The following is a 17,009-nucleotide window of genomic DNA, read 5'->3' on the forward strand; positions in this document are numbered from 1 at the left end:
CTCAGCGCTTGCAACGCTGCGCTGGAAGGACGGTCAAAGGGTAGCGAACGAGCTGGTCGAGAACTCGGCTTCGTCGGCACCGGTCTCGACCGTCGTGTAGCCATCCCGCCCGCGCTCCTTGGTCTGGTATAGCGCCGCATCGGCGTCTTGCAGGATGGCCTCGGCCGTCTGGTGCACACCCGCCGGCAGGTAAGCGATGCCGATGCTCGTCGTCATCGCCAAGTCGTGGTCCTGATAGCGCAAGGGCTGGCGCGCCGCCTCGTTGACCTTGCGCGCGAGCAGGTGGCACACGTCAGGGTCAGACAGACCCTCAAGGACCACCACGAACTCGTCGCCGGCGAGCCGAGCCACCAAGTCGGTCTTGCGCATGGAGGCCGCGAGCCGCTGCGAGAAGGTCACGAGCACCGCGTCGCCGGCGGCGTGCCCGAAGGTGTCGTTGATGCGCTTGAAATGGTCGATGTCCAGGAACATGACTGCGGTGGCGGTCTTGGCGCGCTGCGCGCGCGCCAGCGCCAGCGGCAGCCACTGCTCGAAATTGCGCCGATTGGCCAAGCCAGTCAGGGTGTCGGTCAACGCAAGCTCGGCCATTCGCCGCTCCGCGTCGCGCATCGCCGTCACGTCGGTTGTCAGCGTGTAGACGCCCACCACGGCTTCGGCGGTGGGGCGGTCGGGAATGTAGGCGGTTTGCAGCACCCGGCGCACGCCCAAGGCCTCTGAGACCACTTCGAACTCCACCCGCTGGCCTTCCAGGGCTTTTGCCAGGGGTTCACGACGCTGCTCGTAGAGCTGCTCGCCGATGACCTCCCGCATGGGCTTGCCCAGGGCGTCTGCGACAGCGACGCCAGTCCATTGCTCGAAGGTCCGATTCAGGAACTGAAGCCGGTGCTCGGCATCGATGTACGAGATCATCACCGGCAGGTTGTCGGTGATCGCGCGCAGTTGGCGTCGCGCGCGCTCCTGCTGCAGCTGCGCCTCCTTGAGTGCGGTCACGTCGAAGGTCATCAGGTAGAAGCCCGTCACTTCGCCGCTGGGACCCTTCTCGGGAACCATGTGGACCTGGAAATGCACGTCCTGCCCGCGCTGGCGCACCGACCCCTCGAAGTGGGCGCGCTGGCCCGTGAGCACCTTGGGCAGGTGGGGTTCGTGCAAGGCGTAGTTTTGCTCGCCGATGGCCTCGCGCAGGTGCAAGCCGATCTCGGCACCCGGCGCCAGGCCACGCAGCTTGCGGCCGAGCTCATTCGAGTAGCGGCAGCGCGCGTCGCGGTCGAAGTAGCCGACGAGCGCAGGGATGGTGCCCAGGACCTGCTGCAGGCGGTGTTGACTGATCCGGACTTCTTCTTGCGCGGCCAGGCGCTCGCGGATGTCGCGTACGAAGGCGAATGCGGCGTAGCCGTCCTCTGCTTTGAGCGCACCGATGGACAGCTCGGCCGAGATCACGGAGCCGTCCCGGTGCAGCGTGGGCAACTCCAGGCGCTTGCCGATGATGGCGCCCTCGCCGGTCTTGCTGAAGGCCGCCATGCCGGCGTGGTGCGCCTGGCGGTGTACGGCCGGAATGAGAATGTCGGCCATCAGGCGACCGCGCACCTCGTCACGCGTCCAGCCGAACAGAGCCTCTGCCGCCGGGTTCCAGTCGCTGATCAAGCCCTTGGCATCGACACAGACGAACGCGTCCGGTGATTGGCGCAGGATCGACGCCAGGCGCTCCTGGCTGCGCCCGACATCGCGCATGGATTGAGACAGGCGGTCGTTGATGTCGGCCAGCTCGCGCGTTCGCTCATCGACACGCTTTTCCAGGCTCATCGCCATGGCCTCGAGTGCGGCGGACTGACGTGCATGCCGCTCGTCGTGCTCGATCAAGGCCTGCTTGAGAGCTCGCGCCTCTTCGTACAGGATGTCGTCATCGCGAGGCATCGCCGCCTGGCCGGACAGCGCCTTCTTGACGTCGACCAGAGGCCGCGAGAGCCGGCGGGCCAGCCACCATGTCATCGGCAGCAGCAGCGCGAAGACGGCGCCTGCTGTGGCCAGCGTCTGGGCATGCAGCGCGTCATAGGGCGCCAGCGCTTGGTTCGCCGGCTGCCGCACCACGACTTGCCAGCCCAGCGTGCGAAAGTCGCCGTGGCCGGCCGACTTCGACGTAGCCCACAGCAACGACCCATCGGTGCTCGGAGGGAGCTTCTTGCCCTGCTGCTCAGTAGGCCCGAGCAGCACGATGTCGTTGCTGCCCAGGACGAGCACTTCGGCGCCCGCTTCCTTGGCCAGTCGCTCCGACAGGTCCTGCCGCAGCTGACCGGCCCAGCCCCAACTCAGGTGGGCGCCGAGCACCCCCTTGATGCGGCCCTGCTCGTCTTTGAGAGGGAAAGCGAAATCGACGAAGCGCCACGGCTCGTTCTGCGCGGGCAGCAGCTTGGCCAGCAGCACGGCTTCGTGCACGTCGCCGACGAAAGGGCCGGCCAGGGCACCCTTGAACCAGGGGCGCGCTGACACGTTGACGCCCTCAAGCAGGCCGTTGGCGCTGGCGATGACTTTGCCGCTCGCGTCGGTAAGGCCCAGCCACGCGAACTGCGGGAAGCTGGTGACAAAGCCATCCAGCGCCACACGCGCGTCGGCCACCGTTGGCGCCTGCGCGACCTGCTGGAGACCGGACAGAAGCCGGACCTCGGCGAAGTGCTGCGCCATACCGCGGTCCAGCGCGTCACGCAGGCCGTCCGCATTGGCCTGCAGCAGGCGAAGCGCGTCGCGACGTGCCTGCTGGTGGACCAGACGGTCGACCAGCAGCGTGACGGCCAGCACGCCGATCACCAGCGTCAGGACCGTCGAGGCGAACAGCCAGGTCACCAGCGGTGGGCGCCGCTTCATAGGTTTCGCCATGGCATCAGCGGCACCGGGTTTGGCTTTAAGGTCAGGCCCGCTCGGGTTGGCGTCAGAAGTTGACGCTTCAGTCAGATTTTCACTTCGCAATGGCAACCCCAAGCGGTATAGGCCCAGACACGATTCTGCGTTCCGAGGAAAGCGCTGTGGTCTTATTCCCTAGGGCTAGTGGCCGCCTGCGTGTGCCACGTCACGGTGACGGTCTTGTATTCCCGCAACGCTTGGCTGTGGGCAGGCCTGCATGCATGTGCGGCGTGCGGTTAAACCCCGACGCGCAGCCACCGGTTGAGCACGGTCTCCAGCTTTTCCACGGTGCACGGCTTCGTCAGGTAGTCGTCCATGCCGGCGGCCTGGCACTGCTCGATGTTGCTCGACAGCGCATTGGCGGTCAGCGCGACGATGGGCAGGCGCGGCCGGCCGGTGGCGCGTTCCTCAGCCCGCCATTGCTGGGTCACGTCGTACCCTGAGAGGCCCGGCAGCATGCAGTCCATCAGCACCAGGTCGTACTCGTTCTTGCGCAGGCAGGCCAGGGCTTCCTCGCCGTCGAAGGCCACGTCGCAGGAGCAGCCCATGGTGGCAAGCTGGGCCTCGGCGATCATGCTGTTGACGGCATCGTCCTCCACCACCAGGACGTGACGGCCGAAATGGCGCGGCTCGGGTGCTGGCGTGAGCGGCGCAGCGCCCGAGTTGGCGAAGCGTTCATGCAGATCCGGCGTCGGAGGGGCCAAGTCCTCGGCGGGTTGTTCTGTGCGCACCAGCGGAAGGTCGAACCAGAAGCAAGTGCCGCGGCCTAACGTGCTGCGGTAGTCGATGGCGCCGCCCATCAGCAGCACGAGGCGCTGTGAGATCGCCAGTCCCAGGCCGGTGCCGCCGAAGCGGCGCCCCACGGAGCTGTCGGCCTGTGTGAACGGTCGAAACAGCCGCTCGCGCGCTGCCGCCGGGATGCCGCCCCCCGTATCGTCGACCTCGATGCGCAGCGTCACCACGTCGCTGTCATTCTGGCCAGCGCTCCTGCCTGGCACGTCGTCGGGCATGAGCACCTTGATGGTGACCGAGCCGGCCTGGGAGAACTTGATCGCGTTGCTCACCAAGTTCACCAAAACCTGGCGAATGCGCCCGGCGTCGCCGACCACCACGGACGGCACATCGTCGTGCACCTCCAAGGCCAGGTGGAGCCCCTTGTTCGACGCGTAGCTGACGAACAGGTCGCGCACGTCGCTGGCGAGCTCGCGGGGCGAGAACGGTGCAGGGGAGAACTGCAGCTCCCCCGCCTCGATCTTCGAGATGTCCAGAATGTCGTTGATGATGCCGAGCAGGATGCGTCCCGACGACAGCAGCGTGCGCGCAAGCTGTTCCTGGTGCGGGTCCAGCGACGTGCGCGCCAGCAGGTCTGCTGTGCCGAGGATGCCATTCATGGGCGTGCGGATCTCGTGGCTCATGGTCGCCAAGAACTCCGATTTGGCCCGGTTCGCGCTTTCTGCCTCTATACGCAGCTGCTGGTTCTCCGCCATTTGCCGCTCGCGCCGCTGCAGCGACCGGGTGATCGATACGAACACGGCGATCAGGCACAGCACGGCCACCAAGGTCGACACGCCGATGGCCATCGCCTGCGCGCGCCAGTCACGCAGGTAGACCGACTCGTGCATGGCTACGGCAGCCAGCACCGGGTAGCCATCGGCGCGGTGCTGGCTGACCAGGCTGTGGTCGGCCGTCTCAGCGGCAGCATCCCAGGGCCTGGCGAGGGCGATGGTTGATGCGCCAGGCAGGTCGGTGACGCCGCGGGCGCCGCCATAGTTGCCTTCCCCGGCAAGCCGGTGGCCGATAACACGCTCATCGAAAGGCGCGCGCGCCAGCACTGCGCCATCGTCGCGCAGCAAGGTGATAGTCACGCCGTCGTCGGGTTGGCCGCGCTGGCGCAGGTTGGGCTGGGCGCGCAGCTCTTCGTAGAACTGCGAGAAGTAGGCCGCCGACAAGCCGACTTGCACCACGCCGATGAACTCGCCGCTCTGACTCTCAAGCCGGCGCACCATGTAGAACGTCCAGGCGCCGTTGGCACGGTTTCGCACCGCGCTGGTGATAAAGGCGCGCTTGTGCCCTGCGCGCGGCACGGTGTAGCTCTCCCGGTCGCTGATGTTGATGTTGGGTGCCGGATGGCGGCGCGAGAACACAATGAGCTGACCTTCAGCGTCGAACAGCGACACCACTTCGATGGCCGGGAAACCTTGCTCGCGGACCTTCAGCAGCTCAAAGGTGCTGCGCCCGCCGAACAGCTCGCGCAGCTGCTGCGTAGAGGTCGGACTGGCCCGGCCCACCTCGGTGATGATGTTGTCGAGCAGGAACTGGGCCGCAGAGAAGACTTGGGTCGCATGGGCCGCCAGCGCAATGGCGCGGTCATCCGAGTGGGCCTTTGCATTCACCACCGCTGCCTCGCGCAGGCGCCACGTCCCCGCAGCAGCCACGATGCACAGCAGCGCCACGAGCGTCACGCCGAGCCAGCGGATGGCTTGGCTGCTTGCGTCCGGGCCACGGAATGCCATGCGGTGACGGTGTTTCCCGGACGACATGGGACTACTACGGAGAAAAAGCAGCGTCGCGGGGGGGCGGGTCGGGAAGGCGCGTCGGCTTGGTGCCAACCCGCATCCGGTCAGGAGATTGAACGGGCCAGATCGATTTTGCAAGGCGCAGGTGCGCGTTGGAGTGCCGGTGGGGTGCCAGCCGATCGAACCGCTCTTGCAGCCTCTCGCAAAGCAGTCGCCGCTGCGTCGCGTCTGTGGCTTCCTTGAGCAAGGGGCCCAGCAACGTCACATCACCCGCCATCTGTTGCTGCACGGCCGTTAAAAAGGCCTCCAGAGCCTCGCGCCACTGCGGGTGCGACGTTGGCCGAATGAGGCACATCGCCAAGGCGTCCTTTAGGCACTGTTGTTGCCCAATGATGGTGGCGACGGCTCCAGCGTGACCCGCGCGACGCACCACCGGCAGCACGATCTCGTCGCGGGCCTGCGCATGCAGCGCGGCGCGGTCACAGAGTTCGCGATGGGCAAGATCGCACGGCACCAGGCGAGTCGGGCCGTCGAGCGTCTCGTGGATCTGCCGCCGTACTAGTGCCAACTGCTCGGTCAGCAGCCCGGTGCAGTCATGAAGTTCGTCGCTGTCCACATGGATCTTCCTTGAGTCGAATCGAACCAAAGGGCAAAAGACATGCCGATGGACGGGTTCAAGTTGGGGTCGGCGGTGTCAGGCGACTTTGCGGAGAATGGTTGATCATGGACGGCGGCGTTCCCGAGCTACGGGTGCTCATCATTGACGACAACGTGGACTTCGCCACGTCGATGAGTTACCTCCTGCAGATGCAAGAAAGTTGCAAGACTGCCGTAGCCTTCGATGGCGCCGCGGGTGTAAGGGTGGCACAGCTGTTCCAGCCGGCCTTGATTCTGCTGGACTTCGACTTGGCCGGCGCCAAAGGGTCTGACGTGCTGCAAGAAATACAACGCCTGCCCGGCGCCGTGTCACACGCGATGTCGGTGTGCGTCACGGGCAACACGGACCCAGAAACCGAGTCGCGCTGCCTCGGGGCCGGCTTCACCCGCTTCCTGCGAAAGCCGATCTCGGCCGACAGCCTCGCCAGGGTCCTCCGGCGTAGTCTCGCGCCAGCGGCGTCTCCACATCAGCTTCCTCTGTCAAGGCGAGACGGCGTTGCCTTACAGGCAAATCAGCCCGCCGCCTATTTCATCGGCTAGCTCGTCGCTACGGTGAAACGGTGGACGACCCTGACCAGGACCTGGGAAATTCTTCCGGGGACCATGCCCTCGCTCGGGCGCTCATCGACCAGTTCGTGTGCTGCAACGCGGAACACGCACTGGTCGCCCTCGACCCCAGAGGCGTGGTGATCGGCTGGTACGGGGCAGCACAGCGAATCTTGGGCTACTCCGCGCAGGAGATCCTCGGCCGACCCGTGGGCGTGCTGTTCACGGATGACGACCTGCAGCGGGGGCTCGACGACTACGAACTGTCCGTTGCGTCCGACGGCGGCACGGCCCATGACGATCGCTGGCACGTCCGCAAGGACGGAGCGCACATTTGGGTCAACGGTACGGTGACCGCGGTGTGCAACCCTGACGGCAGCATTGCCGGCTACGTCAAGCTGCTGCGGGACCGCACCGACTTGAAGACGCAGCTCGACAGCCAGCAGCAGCAGTTCGAGGCCTCGGCGGCCGATCTGAGAAGCCGGGACTTGGTGCTTGGCACCCTGGGCCATGAGCTGCGCAACCCGCTAAGCGTCATCGTTACCGCCACCGCGCTGCTGGCCGGTCGCCAAGACCGCGACGAGGTGACCGATCGTGCGGTCCGCTTGCTGGAGCGCCAAACCCAGTTGCTGCAACGGCTCGCCGACGACTTGATGGACGTGACGCGCACCATGCGGGGGAAGGTTCAACTGGACCTGGAGCGGCTCGACTTGACCGTGGCCGTCGCGCAATCGGTGCGCGAGTTCGAGGCCCGCTTCCAAGCCAAGTCCGTGGCGCTGGTACAGACGGTGCCGCGCACGCCGATCTGGGTTCAAGCAGATGCGGCGCGACTCCAACAGATCATCGCCAACCTGCTCGACAACGCGTTGAAGTACACGCCAAAGGGCGGCACCGTGTGGGTCAAATGCAGCTCTGACGGGCAACACGCGCTGCTAATGGTCGAGGACACCGGCGTGGGCATCATGCCGGACATGCTGCCGCGCATCTTCGAGCTGTTCACGCAGGAGACGCGCTCCACGTCACTGGCCCGCGGCGGCGTGGGCATCGGTTTGGCGCTCGTGAAGGAGTTCGCGCAGCTGCATGGCGGCAATGTCGAGGCGCGCAGCGCCGGTGAGGGCAAGGGCAGCGAGTTCACAGTGCGTTTTCCGCTGAGCATGGCGTAGCTAGCAAGCATGAGCGTCAGCTCAGCGACGCCGAGTCACCGTGGCGGCGCCCGCTCATCCCGATTTCGTTGCTTCTATCCACTCAGTCAATCGACCGAGCTCATCCCAACCTCCGTCAAGTCGCAATAGGCACGCTGTTTCCGCCCTGTCCCGCCTGCAGCAGCGCCAGCGTCTCCGCCAGCATCGCAGCCCGCTCGAGGGGAGGTTCCACGACGTCGCCCAACAGGTTCTGGGCCGCAGCTTCCTTCCGTAGGAGCCGGCTGTACTCCTCCTCCTCGATGGAGCCCTGGCACAGCAGCACGATGTATTCGACAGGCCGGGCCTGGCCGCGGCGGTGGATGCGGTCCAGGCTTTGCAAGTAGTGCGCCGCCTGGTTGGACATCGATTCATACACCGCAAACCGGGCCCGGTGCAGGGTGAGGCCGGCACCAGCCGCTGCCGGGTTGGCGACCATCACCATGGTCTGGTCGTCCGTCTGGAACTTCGACACGGCGTCGCGCCTCTCCTGCACGGATGAGACGGTGCCGTCGTACCTGATCGCGCCGAGGTGGCCGTAGCGTTTCATGATCAGGTCGATCGTGCCCGTGTAGAAAGACCAGATGACGACCTTCTCCCGCTGTTGCACGACGATCTGCTCGATGATGCCGTCGAGCGCAGCCAGCTTCGCGGGCGTGCCGTCGTAGTCCTCAGCGACGCCGGCGGGGTTCGAACAGATCTGAAGCAGCGCGGCCCGCTGCGCCAGGAAGTTGGTGATGCGCCGCTTGAATTGCTCGTCGCTCACCTGCTGCAGCTCCTCCACCAACGCCTTCAGCGCCTGCTGGTAGAGCTCGTGCTGCCTGGGCTCCATTTCGACCGACACGCGGTTGAAGGTCTTGCCAGGCAGGTCCGGCAGCACGTTGAGCTTCAGGTTGCGGATATAGAGCCCGCGCGTGTCCACGAGCTTCTGCACGACCGGCAGGGATTCCTCACGATCCTCGGGTAGCTCGGCGCCCTCAAAGGCATAGCCGAAGTCGGCGAAGTTGAATTGCTGAACCACGTCGGAGGGCGAGTTCGGCGCCGGCGTGCCGCACAGCACGAAACCGCGGTCGGCCCACTCGCGCAACCGCCGCAGCGCCATCGTCCGGCGCGCGTCAGGCGACTTGATGAAGAAGGATTCATCGACGGCGATGACGGCCCGCCCGCCGTACTGTTTGATGCGGGCCTCCAGCTCCGCCTCCATCGACACGATGGTCTCGAAGTTGGCGATCAGCACGTCGGCCGGCGCCGACAGCTGCCGCAGCTTGTCGGCGCGGCTGCCGTCGAGGACGCGAACCTGGTACGTGTCGTCGGTGAAGCGGCCGAAATCCTTCGGCCACTCGCCGAGCATGCTCTTGGGTGCAGCGATGAGCATGAAGTCTGCCTCGTCGCGGCGCACGAGCTCGTCGAAGGCGAAGATCATGCTGACCGTCTTGCCGGCGCCCTGTTCATCGAACAGGCACAGCCCCGGGCTGCCAGGCAGCGTCATCGCCGCCACATTGACCAGCTGGTGGCCATCGAGCGCGGCCAGGTCTTTCCGGTTCCCGAGCTGGGCAATCGCCACCGCCACGCCGCCGCTGCGCAGCGACTCCACACGGTCCCACACAGCCGGCACCGTGGCCCTGGCCCGTGCACGGTTGGCCACGAAGCGCCGCGCGTCCTCCGTCCACCGGAACGGCAACGCGGCTTCGGCCGCCAGCAGGGCCTCGGCGTCCTGGGGCTTGAGGTGGATGCCAAGCGCTGAGCGCCTGATGGCCGCCCCGCCCAGCGCCGTGCGCACTGCCCGCATCGCCGCGTGCGGGTCGACATGGGAAAAGGGGACGACGTAGGTGCCCCCCAGCGTGGGGTCGCGGACCACATCGGCGAGGTCGTCGTTGCGCCGCTGGCGCGGCGCCTGCGAGGCAGCGGCGGGTGAGGCGGAGGTGGCGCTCATTCTTCAGTCGGCTCCGCGAAGAGTTCCGTCTGCTGCTCCACCATCGCGTTCACGATGCGCAGCGCGCGCTGCAGCCGCACCAGGTTGCCCGGCTTGATCGCCGCGATGGCCTTCACGCTCAAGCCTTCCAGGAAGCCCACGAAGGTCTCGATGCGGGTATCAGCACCGACCGCACGTTGGTCGGACCGGCGCACGCGCCCGATGGCCAGCGCGTCGTCCACGTCATCCTGGATCTGGTCCAGGTCATCGGGGCTCGTGACCGGCGTATTGGCCGCCTTGCGCAGCAGCTGCAGGGCTTCATCGTTTTCATAGATGAGGCGCAGGTCGCGGATCTGGCTCCACTTCTTGAACTTGTCGGTGTAGAGCAGCTCGAAGACCAGGTTCTTGAACGGCTCGTTCTGGCCTAGGCACCACGACACGCCGCCGGGGCTCGACCCCTTGGAGAGTTCGTCGAAGTACTGGAACTTGTCGGCCGCCTTGTGCTGCACCTCGAAGCGATCGCGCTCCCGGTCGACGATGTGGTGGTCCTCGAACTCCTTGGCCATCTGGACCATCTTGATGTAGCGGCTCACCGTCCTGGTGTCGCTGCCCAAGGCGAACTTCATCGACACGTCGCGCTTGATCTGACGCTCACGCTCCGGGGTGATGCGGCCGCCTTCGAGCTGGATCGCCGTTTCGTACTCGTCGAAGACCTTGCGGGCCTTCACGTACTCGGGCCAGGCCTGCTTGTGGTCGTCCTCGAAGTTGAGCGAGACGATCACCGAGTCCTCGTCCGCCGGCGTGGAATGCTCGGTGAGCTGCCAGACCAGGATGTAGTCGACGCGCTTCTTCTGCTCAGTCGTGAAGCCGTCGTTGAGGAGAATGTAGTAGCACGCGGCCAGGCGGCGGTTGCCGTCCAGGAGGCGGCCGTCGCTGGCCAGGATCGGCGGCTTGCGCAGGCCGTTCGTGGCGATGCTGCGGGCCAGCGCCGGGATCTGGAACTGGTCGTTCTCGGTCACGCCCTCCAGCTTCAGGCGCGAGAACATGATCTCCAGCAACTCTTCCGGGGTCGGCTTGCGGGCGTGCTTGCGCTGGAACTGCTGCAGGTGGATCTCGATGCGCTCGTTGCTGTCCCACAGGTCGAGGTCACGGGTGCGGACATAGCCTTCGGTGACCGCCACCTCGCGGGTGTGGAAAACCGGGACCGGCTTCACCGGGTGGGGCGAAATGCCGCCGTACTCCTGGAACGGGGCACGGCCGCCACCGCGGCGTGCCGGCTGCACGCCAGCGGTGGCACGCGCCGCGCGCACCTGCGACATCAGCGCCTCGTACTGCTGCTCGCCCAGGGGTGTCTGGCCCAGCTCGCGCTGCCGCATGCGCACCACTTCGACCACGCGGTTCAGCAGTGAAGCAGCATCGGCCGCCGTCAGCTTCGGGACTTCGGCCTGCCCGAAGACGGCCTCGACTTCCTCGCCGAGGTCGGCGGAGATGATCCGTGCCCGCTCGAACAACAGCGCGATCTCGCGCGCCAGCACATCGTCAGATTCACTCATCGCTTTCCCCTTCATCATCCATTTCCACCGTTTCCGTGATACCGATCGCCCGCTCGTACTTCTCCAGGTCGTAGCCCTTCTCGCGGGCATGTCGGCGCAGCCGCTCAAACCCCCGGGACTTCAGGCGCCGCACCGTCTCTTCGTTCATGCCCAGCGCGTCGGCGATCTCGCTGTCTGCAATCTCCTCCATCCCGGCCTCTATGGCATCGAAGATGGTGGCCATCACCTTGCAGATGTTGTCCATGCCGATCAGCGGCAGCAGCTCCCGCGCTTTGACCAGGGCCTGCTTGCGCAGCCGCAAGCGGGCCTGCTCCCGGATCGCCTCGACCGCGGGGTCCCGCACGTTGGAGAACGTGTCCACGTCCGCGCTGCGTTCACCGGCCCGGTCACGCAACATGTCGACCGCGTTGTTCGAAGCCGCCTTCATCAGGTAGGCAGGCAACGTGCTAATGCGCCGGCCGGACACGAGCGCCTTATAAGCATCGCCGACCGCCTCCGCCACGCAGTCCTCGCGATCCTGGGCCGGCAGCTTGGGGTACAGCACGGACATGCGCCACGACAACCAATCGGCCAAGCCGCCGGCGAAGAAGCCGCTGACCATCCCCTGCGCATCGCCACGCCGCGCGGCCTCGACAGCCTTCCTCGATTCGAGCTGCCCGGCTTCTTCGTCTTCCTTGCCCTCGTCCATCATGCCTCCCTGTTGACCCTTCCACGCTATAGACGGGGCTTGGGACAGCCCCCCCGCCGGCCGGTGCATCCTGGGCCCCAGCCCCGGCCTTCCGGCACCCCTTGAGGAAGCCTCCGGCCCTTCATCCCCATAGACGCGGCTTGGGACAGGGACCTCCTGCCTGCCGGTCAAGGCGCCTAGAACCCCGTCCCCTATCCCATAGACCAGGCTTGGGACAGGGCGGCTGGGTTGGGCGCGTGGCAGACGGCGTCGAGGCCGTTAGGGAGGGCTCCTACGGAATGAAAGGCAGGCCGTGGCAGGGCTGTAGCTATCTAGCTATCTGCCGCCAGTATGGCCTTGCCGCGAAGATCCTGGGGCCAGCGGCGATGCAGTGGGGCCGCCCTTGGGCCACGGCCATGCGGTCTGCCGCGCGGGCCGCTACAGGCTTACAACGAACTGAAGGCCGCTGTGCGCTGGCTGGGTCCTCAGGCAGGAGTCCATGGCAGCGTCGTGCTCAAGACCTGGCCCTCCTCGCTTTGCCGGCTGCCTGGAGGGAGAATCCCGGACAAAGGAGCCAGGATGATCGGATGGTCCATCGTTGTTGCCACCAAATCCCGCGACGAACGGGCGCGCGACCCGGATGGGGAGGTGGCTGTGCTGGCGTCCTGGGAGGCTGGCGTCGAAGGGTTGGACTGGCTTGAGGCGTTGGTCGCACAAGGCAATGCCGTCAAGCTCCAACGAGGTGGCTATCCCAACCTATACCGCGCGCCTGCCGGTCCGGTCCTCGACCTGCTCCATGACGGGCCACCACAGGTGGAGCGGGGCATGCCCATCTATGGAGACGACTACGTGATGCCTGCCGGCTGGCAGGACCATGTGCGGCTCCATGCCGACCGGATAGAGCGGTGTCCGCGCGACCATCAACTCGTGATCGAGGCGTGGGATCTTTCCTGAGCCTACTGAAGCGAAAAAAGCGGCCCACTAGGAGCCGCGAGGGCGTCGGAGGACGACGCCAGGGAGGAACATCGTGCAGACCGTCTGGGCCTCATTCTGCGCCCGAAGCATGCCGGCAGACTTGCATCCGCTGGCCAGCAGTCCCAGTCAGGCATCGGCGGCCATGGACTCCCGGTGCGGTTCGGCGCTTTGCACTTTGCGTTTCGGCTTTGCGGCGGGCTTGGCCGCAGCGTAACCCTGTGCAGACTCCCGGCGCTTACGCGTGACTTCGCGCCACAGATCGTGCGCCTGCTCATCAGCCTCACCCCTCATCCTTGGCGGATTCAAGATGGTGACGGGGCGGTTCAGCATCTTCTTCACCAGATCGCTGTTGCTCGTCTCCACGACCCCCAAAGGCCGCTTGCCAGAGTGCATGTTCCACGCAGCCTTGATGGCCTGGCCGATGGCGGTGCCCAACCCGACTGGCACTGCATTTCCGATCTGGCGATAGCGGCTCGAAACCGTGCCTGCGAATTTCCAGGTGTCGGGGAACTGTTGGATGCGGGCGTATTCCTTGATGCTGAGGGGACGTAAGGCCACGGGATGGCAGAGCATCGTGGCGCGGAAGTAGGGCTGGGTCGGTAGCGCCGGCGAAGGCTTGTCCCAAGCGAGCCGCCGGAAGAAGCCACAGCGGCCGCCCCAGGACACATAGGCGCCCCCGAGGGCCTCCTCCTGCATCTCTTGGGGCAGGTTCCTCCAATTGCCGCCTTCAGGCACATGGATGAGGTACTTCGCTTCGGTCTCCCGCAGCGGATAGCCTTCGGGGTTGGTTTCGGTGAAGCGGCCGATCGCCTGCCGGACCGTCGTCCACGGCGCAAGGCCGCCTTCACCATCTTTGCTGTGTGTCGGCTTAGGGATCGCTATGCCCTTGCCATCGCGCGACCCCAAGAAGATGAGCCGATGGCGCACTTGTGGGGTGCCGTAGTCAGCGGAGTTCAGAAGGTCAAACGCGACGTAGTAGTTCAAGCCCTTCAGCTCATCGACGATGACCCTGAAAGCCGAACCCAGCTCTTCCTCGGCTTCCAATGGCGGATGGCCAGGTCCGCGTTGGTCGAGCGGACGGTGCTTCAAAGCGGCCGACAGCATGCCGCGGACGTTCTCCATGGCGAAGAACTTTGGACGCGTCTCGCGGACGATGCGCACGAAGTGGTTGAAGAGGCTGCCACGGGGGTCAGCCAGCGACCGACGCTGGCCAGCTGTGCTGAAGGACTGGCACGACGGCCCGCCGCAGACCACGAAGTTGCCGCCGGCCTTTAGGCCGGCCGCCTTCAGGATCTGTTCGGAAGTGACCGTTTCAATACGCTGATGGATCACCGGCAGCGTGGGTTTGTTCTTCTTGATGGTCGCTACAGCCTGCGCATCGCACTCGACAGCGAGCACGACTTCGAAGCCCGCATCTTCAAGGCCAAGGTCGAGTCCCATTGCGCCGGAGAACAGCGAGATCACCGGAATCTTCGTTTTAGCTTTGCTCACTTTGCTCGCCCCCGAGCCTCGGCTCGAATTGTTCTCGGCTGCGATGAGGCTGCCGTCGGAGGTGGGACCTGGGCAGCGGCTGCCCCACGCCGCGGCTTGTCCCAGTACGGGCTTTTGCAGCTTGGGCACACGGTCGGATCTTTGTCCTTCTCGCGAGGAACCCACTCGTGCATGCAGCGTTCGCATCGGCAGCCCATAAGCAGGACCTTTGCCATCGCGCCTCCTGATAGTCGACGCCCGACAGTATAGGGCTGCGAGGAGGCCCTTCGCGCTATATGAGCTTTAGTAATAGCGCTGTAATCGGACGGTGAAAGTGACAGACATGAGTAGCCACGCCTAAGAGGCAGTTCATCCAAAAACAAGACCCCATGCTGGGCCAGCGAGATCTCGCCGGGCCGGGGTGGCGAGCCGCCTCCCACCAGCGCCACGCTGGATGCCGAGTGATGCGGGCTGCGCACCGGCCGCTGCCCCCAGCGGGCGATGTCGAACTGCCCGGCCAGGCTCAGCACTGCGGCGGATTCCAGCGCGGCCTCGTCGTCCAGGGGTGGCAGCAGGCCGGGCAGCCGCTGCGCCAGCATGGATTTGCCGGTGCCCGGCGGCCCCACCATCAGGAGCGAATGGCCACCCGCCGCGGCGATCTCCAGCGCCCGCTTCGGTGCGGCCTGGCCCTTGATGTCGGCCAGGTCGGGCAGGCCGTGGGCGGCGTCGCGCGGCAGCGCGGCGGCGCCCGGCAGGGCTTCACCCTCGGGCTGCAGCGCGGCGACGACGTCCAGCAGGTGCCGGGCCTGGCGCACGACGAGTCCGTCGACCAGCGCGGCTTCGGCGGCGCTGTCTTCGGGCAGCAGCAGTTCGCGGCCCGTGCCCGCCTGGCGCAAGGCCAGCGCCATCGCCAGCGCGCCGCGCACCGGTCGCAGTTCGCCCGCCAGCGACAGCTCGCCCGCGCACTCGAAACGGGCCAGCCGCGCCATGTCGATCTGGCCGTTGGCGGCCAGCAGGCCCAACGCCATCGGCAGGTCGAAGCGGCCACCCTCCTTGGGCAGGTCGGCAGGGGCCAGGTTCACCGTGATGCGCTTGTTGGCCGGGAACCCCAGTCCGCTGTTGGCCAGCGCGGCGCGCACGCGTTCGCGGGCTTCCTTGACCTCGGTGTCCGCCAGCCCCACGACGGTGAATGACGGCAGGCCATTGGCCAGGTGCACCTCCACGGTGACCGGCGCGGCGGCGAGGCCATCAAGGGCGCGGGAGTGGACGGTGGCGAGGGACATGGCGGGCTGGCGGCAGCGCGGGGTTGGCGCAGCATAGTGCGCCGGCGGCCCCGCTCCTGACGCCGCGTTGACCGGTGCGAAGCCTTCGCCAGCGGTCAAATGCACCTTGTTTGTGCGGAAATGGGATGGTTGAGATCTTTGTTGGTGCGCCTGCTTGCAATTTGGGCGCGCGTGGCCCAGATCCGTGCGGTGCCTACAAGGTGTGACAGTTGGCACGGAAGCTGCAATGACCCGCCGGACTGTTCCCTCCCCAACTTGAATAGGAGCTCCGCCATGAAGTTTTCCCCCTCGCTGATCGCTTTGGCGCTGTGCACGGCACTGCCGGCTTTCGCCCAGGAGGCTTCGCCGCTGTCGTTCAACGCCAGCATCGTCAGCGACTACCGCTATCGTGGCATCTCGCAGACGCGCCTGAAGCCTGCGGTGCAAGGCGGTATCGACTACGCGGCTCCTGGCGGCTTCTACATCGGCACCTGGGCGTCGACGATCAAGTGGATCAAGGATGCGGGCGGCGATGCCAAGGCCGAGGTTGACGTGTACGGCGGCTGGAAGGGCGAAGTCGCCTCCGGCCTGACGCTGGACGTGGGCCTGCTGCAGTACTACTACCCCAGCAACAAGCTCCCCACCAGCGCCAACACGCTGGAGATCTACGGCGCGGTGAGCTTCGGCCCCGTGACCGCCAAGTATTCGCACAGCACGACCAACCTGTTCGGCGTGGCCGACAGCAAGGGCTCGGGTTACTTCGACGTGACGGCCAATTTCGACCTGGGCGACGGCCTGACGCTGACGCCGCACGTGGGCCACCAGACCGTCAAGCACAGCTCGGTGGCTTCGTACACCGACTTCTCGCTGACGCTGGCCAAGGACTTCTCGGGCGTGGTGCTGAGCGGCGCCATCGTCGGCACGGACGCCGACAAGAGCTTCTACGCCAGCCCGGCCAACGGCAAGTTCCTCGGCAAGACCTCGTTCGTCATCGGTCTGAAGAAGACCTTCTAAGCACTCATTGGAGCCGGACATGAAATTGATCACTGCCGTCATCAAGCCGTTCAAGCTCGACGAGGTGCGTGAGGCCCTGAGCGCCATCGGCGTGCAAGGCCTGACGGTCACCGAGGTCAAGGGCTTTGGCCGCCAGAAGGGCCACACCGAGCTGTACCGCGGTGCCGAGTACGTCGTGGACTTCCTGCCCAAGGTCAAGATCGAGGCGGCAGTGAACGACGACGTCGTCGAGCGCGTCATCGAGGCCATCGAGTCCTCCGCCCGCACCGGCAAGATCGGTGACGGAAAGATCTTCGTGTCGCCGCTGGATCAGGTTGTACGCATCCGCACCGGCGAAACCGGCAATGACGCGCTCTGAGCGTCGCAT

At 66.0% G+C, this 17,009-nt stretch carries 13 protein-coding genes; 5 read left to right on the top strand and 8 right to left on the bottom strand.

Annotated features, from left to right (window positions below; genetic code table 11):
• Positions 1-33: 33 nt before the first annotated feature.
• From J2X21_RS09255 to J2X21_RS09265, 3 genes are all read right to left on the bottom strand, one after another.
• Entirely contained in the window at positions 34-2,856 is a 2,823-nt protein-coding gene (locus J2X21_RS09255) for a sensor domain-containing diguanylate cyclase (RefSeq protein ID WP_310327628.1), read from the bottom strand.
• Between the two features lie 272 nt (positions 2,857-3,128).
• On the bottom strand, positions 3,129-5,405 hold the full coding sequence (locus J2X21_RS09260) for a hybrid sensor histidine kinase/response regulator (protein ID WP_310327629.1): 2,277 nt from the start codon (positions 5,403-5,405) through the stop codon (positions 3,129-3,131).
• Positions 5,406-5,439: 34 nt separating this feature from the next.
• Entirely contained in the window at positions 5,440-6,024 is a 585-nt protein-coding gene (locus J2X21_RS09265) for a hypothetical protein (RefSeq protein WP_310327630.1), read from the bottom strand.
• Between the two features lie 11 nt (positions 6,025-6,035).
• Between J2X21_RS09265 and J2X21_RS09270 the strand changes: the two genes are divergently transcribed.
• Positions 6,036-6,605 carry a response regulator gene (locus J2X21_RS09270; RefSeq protein ID WP_310327631.1) on the top strand — a complete coding sequence of 190 codons (570 nt, stop codon included), beginning with the start codon at positions 6,036-6,038 and terminating at the stop codon, positions 6,603-6,605.
• A 20-nt stretch (positions 6,606-6,625) separates the two neighbouring features.
• Positions 6,626-7,774 (top strand): PAS domain-containing sensor histidine kinase, encoded by a 1,149-nt coding sequence (locus J2X21_RS09275; RefSeq protein WP_310327633.1) that lies wholly within the window; start codon positions 6,626-6,628, stop codon positions 7,772-7,774.
• Positions 7,775-7,889: 115 nt separating this feature from the next.
• On the opposite strand, the gene J2X21_RS09280 is transcribed toward J2X21_RS09275, so the two are convergent.
• The 3 genes from J2X21_RS09280 to J2X21_RS09290 are packed head-to-tail and all read right to left on the bottom strand — an operon-like array spanning position 7,890 to position 11,942.
• Positions 7,890-9,722, bottom strand: a complete 1,833-nt coding sequence (locus J2X21_RS09280; RefSeq protein ID WP_310327636.1) for a DEAD/DEAH box helicase — start codon at positions 9,720-9,722, stop codon at positions 7,890-7,892.
• Positions 9,719-11,254 carry a ParB N-terminal domain-containing protein gene (locus tag J2X21_RS09285; protein WP_310327637.1) on the bottom strand — a complete coding sequence of 512 codons (1,536 nt, stop codon included), beginning with the start codon at positions 11,252-11,254 and terminating at the stop codon, positions 9,719-9,721. Before J2X21_RS09285 ends, J2X21_RS09280 begins: the two co-directional genes overlap by 4 nt.
• The gene (locus J2X21_RS09290) at positions 11,247-11,942 is read right to left on the bottom strand and encodes an RNA polymerase sigma factor (RefSeq protein ID WP_310327639.1); all 696 of its coding nucleotides are present in this window, start codon (positions 11,940-11,942) and stop codon (positions 11,247-11,249) included. Before J2X21_RS09290 ends, J2X21_RS09285 begins: the two co-directional genes overlap by 8 nt.
• 558 nt (positions 11,943-12,500) lie before the next feature.
• On the opposite strand from J2X21_RS09290, the gene J2X21_RS09295 reads away from it, so the two are divergent.
• The gene (locus J2X21_RS09295) at positions 12,501-12,875 is read left to right on the top strand and encodes a hypothetical protein (RefSeq protein WP_310327641.1); all 375 of its coding nucleotides are present in this window, start codon (positions 12,501-12,503) and stop codon (positions 12,873-12,875) included.
• A 147-nt stretch (positions 12,876-13,022) separates the two neighbouring features.
• Here the strand turns inward: J2X21_RS09295 and J2X21_RS09300 are convergent, their stop codons facing one another.
• Positions 13,023-14,360: a DNA cytosine methyltransferase gene (locus J2X21_RS09300; RefSeq protein ID WP_310327643.1), complete on the bottom strand. Its 1,338-nt coding sequence runs from the start codon at positions 14,358-14,360 to the stop codon at positions 13,023-13,025.
• 23 nt (positions 14,361-14,383) lie between these two features.
• Positions 14,384-15,649: a YifB family Mg chelatase-like AAA ATPase gene (locus tag J2X21_RS09305; protein WP_310327644.1), complete on the bottom strand. Its 1,266-nt coding sequence runs from the start codon at positions 15,647-15,649 to the stop codon at positions 14,384-14,386.
• Between the two features lie 273 nt (positions 15,650-15,922).
• On the opposite strand from J2X21_RS09305, the gene J2X21_RS09310 reads away from it, so the two are divergent.
• On the top strand, positions 15,923-16,642 hold the full coding sequence (locus tag J2X21_RS09310) for a TorF family putative porin (RefSeq protein ID WP_310327646.1): 720 nt from the start codon (positions 15,923-15,925) through the stop codon (positions 16,640-16,642).
• A 19-nt stretch (positions 16,643-16,661) separates the two neighbouring features.
• Positions 16,662-17,000, top strand: a complete 339-nt coding sequence (gene glnK, locus J2X21_RS09315) for a P-II family nitrogen regulator (protein ID WP_056192325.1) — start codon at positions 16,662-16,664, stop codon at positions 16,998-17,000.
• Positions 17,001-17,009 lie beyond the last annotated feature (9 nt).

Origin of the sequence: Roseateles asaccharophilus (assembly GCF_031458115.1) — a bacterium.
In the GTDB taxonomy this organism is placed as follows: Bacteria; Pseudomonadota; Gammaproteobacteria; order Burkholderiales; family Burkholderiaceae_C; genus Pelomonas; species Pelomonas asaccharophilus_A.

Excerpts from the sequence above, each read along its gene's own strand:
- J2X21_RS09255 (WP_310327628.1), bottom strand. The coding sequence starts at position 2,856 with ATGAAGCGGCGCCCACCGCTGGTGACCTGGCTGTTCGCCTCGACGGTC.
- J2X21_RS09260 (WP_310327629.1), bottom strand. The coding sequence starts at position 5,405 with ATGGCATTCCGTGGCCCGGACGCAAGCAGCCAAGCCATCCGCTGGCTC.
- J2X21_RS09280 (WP_310327636.1), bottom strand. The coding sequence starts at position 9,722 with ATGAGCGCCACCTCCGCCTCACCCGCCGCTGCCTCGCAGGCGCCGCGC.
- J2X21_RS09285 (WP_310327637.1), bottom strand. The coding sequence starts at position 11,254 with ATGAGTGAATCTGACGATGTGCTGGCGCGCGAGATCGCGCTGTTGTTC.
- J2X21_RS09290 (WP_310327639.1), bottom strand. The coding sequence starts at position 11,942 with ATGGACGAGGGCAAGGAAGACGAAGAAGCCGGGCAGCTCGAATCGAGG.
- J2X21_RS09295 (WP_310327641.1), top strand. The coding sequence starts at position 12,501 with ATGATCGGATGGTCCATCGTTGTTGCCACCAAATCCCGCGACGAACGG.
- J2X21_RS09305 (WP_310327644.1), bottom strand. The coding sequence starts at position 15,649 with ATGTCCCTCGCCACCGTCCACTCCCGCGCCCTTGATGGCCTCGCCGCC.
- J2X21_RS09310 (WP_310327646.1), top strand. The coding sequence starts at position 15,923 with ATGAAGTTTTCCCCCTCGCTGATCGCTTTGGCGCTGTGCACGGCACTG.
- glnK (WP_056192325.1), top strand. The coding sequence starts at position 16,662 with ATGAAATTGATCACTGCCGTCATCAAGCCGTTCAAGCTCGACGAGGTG.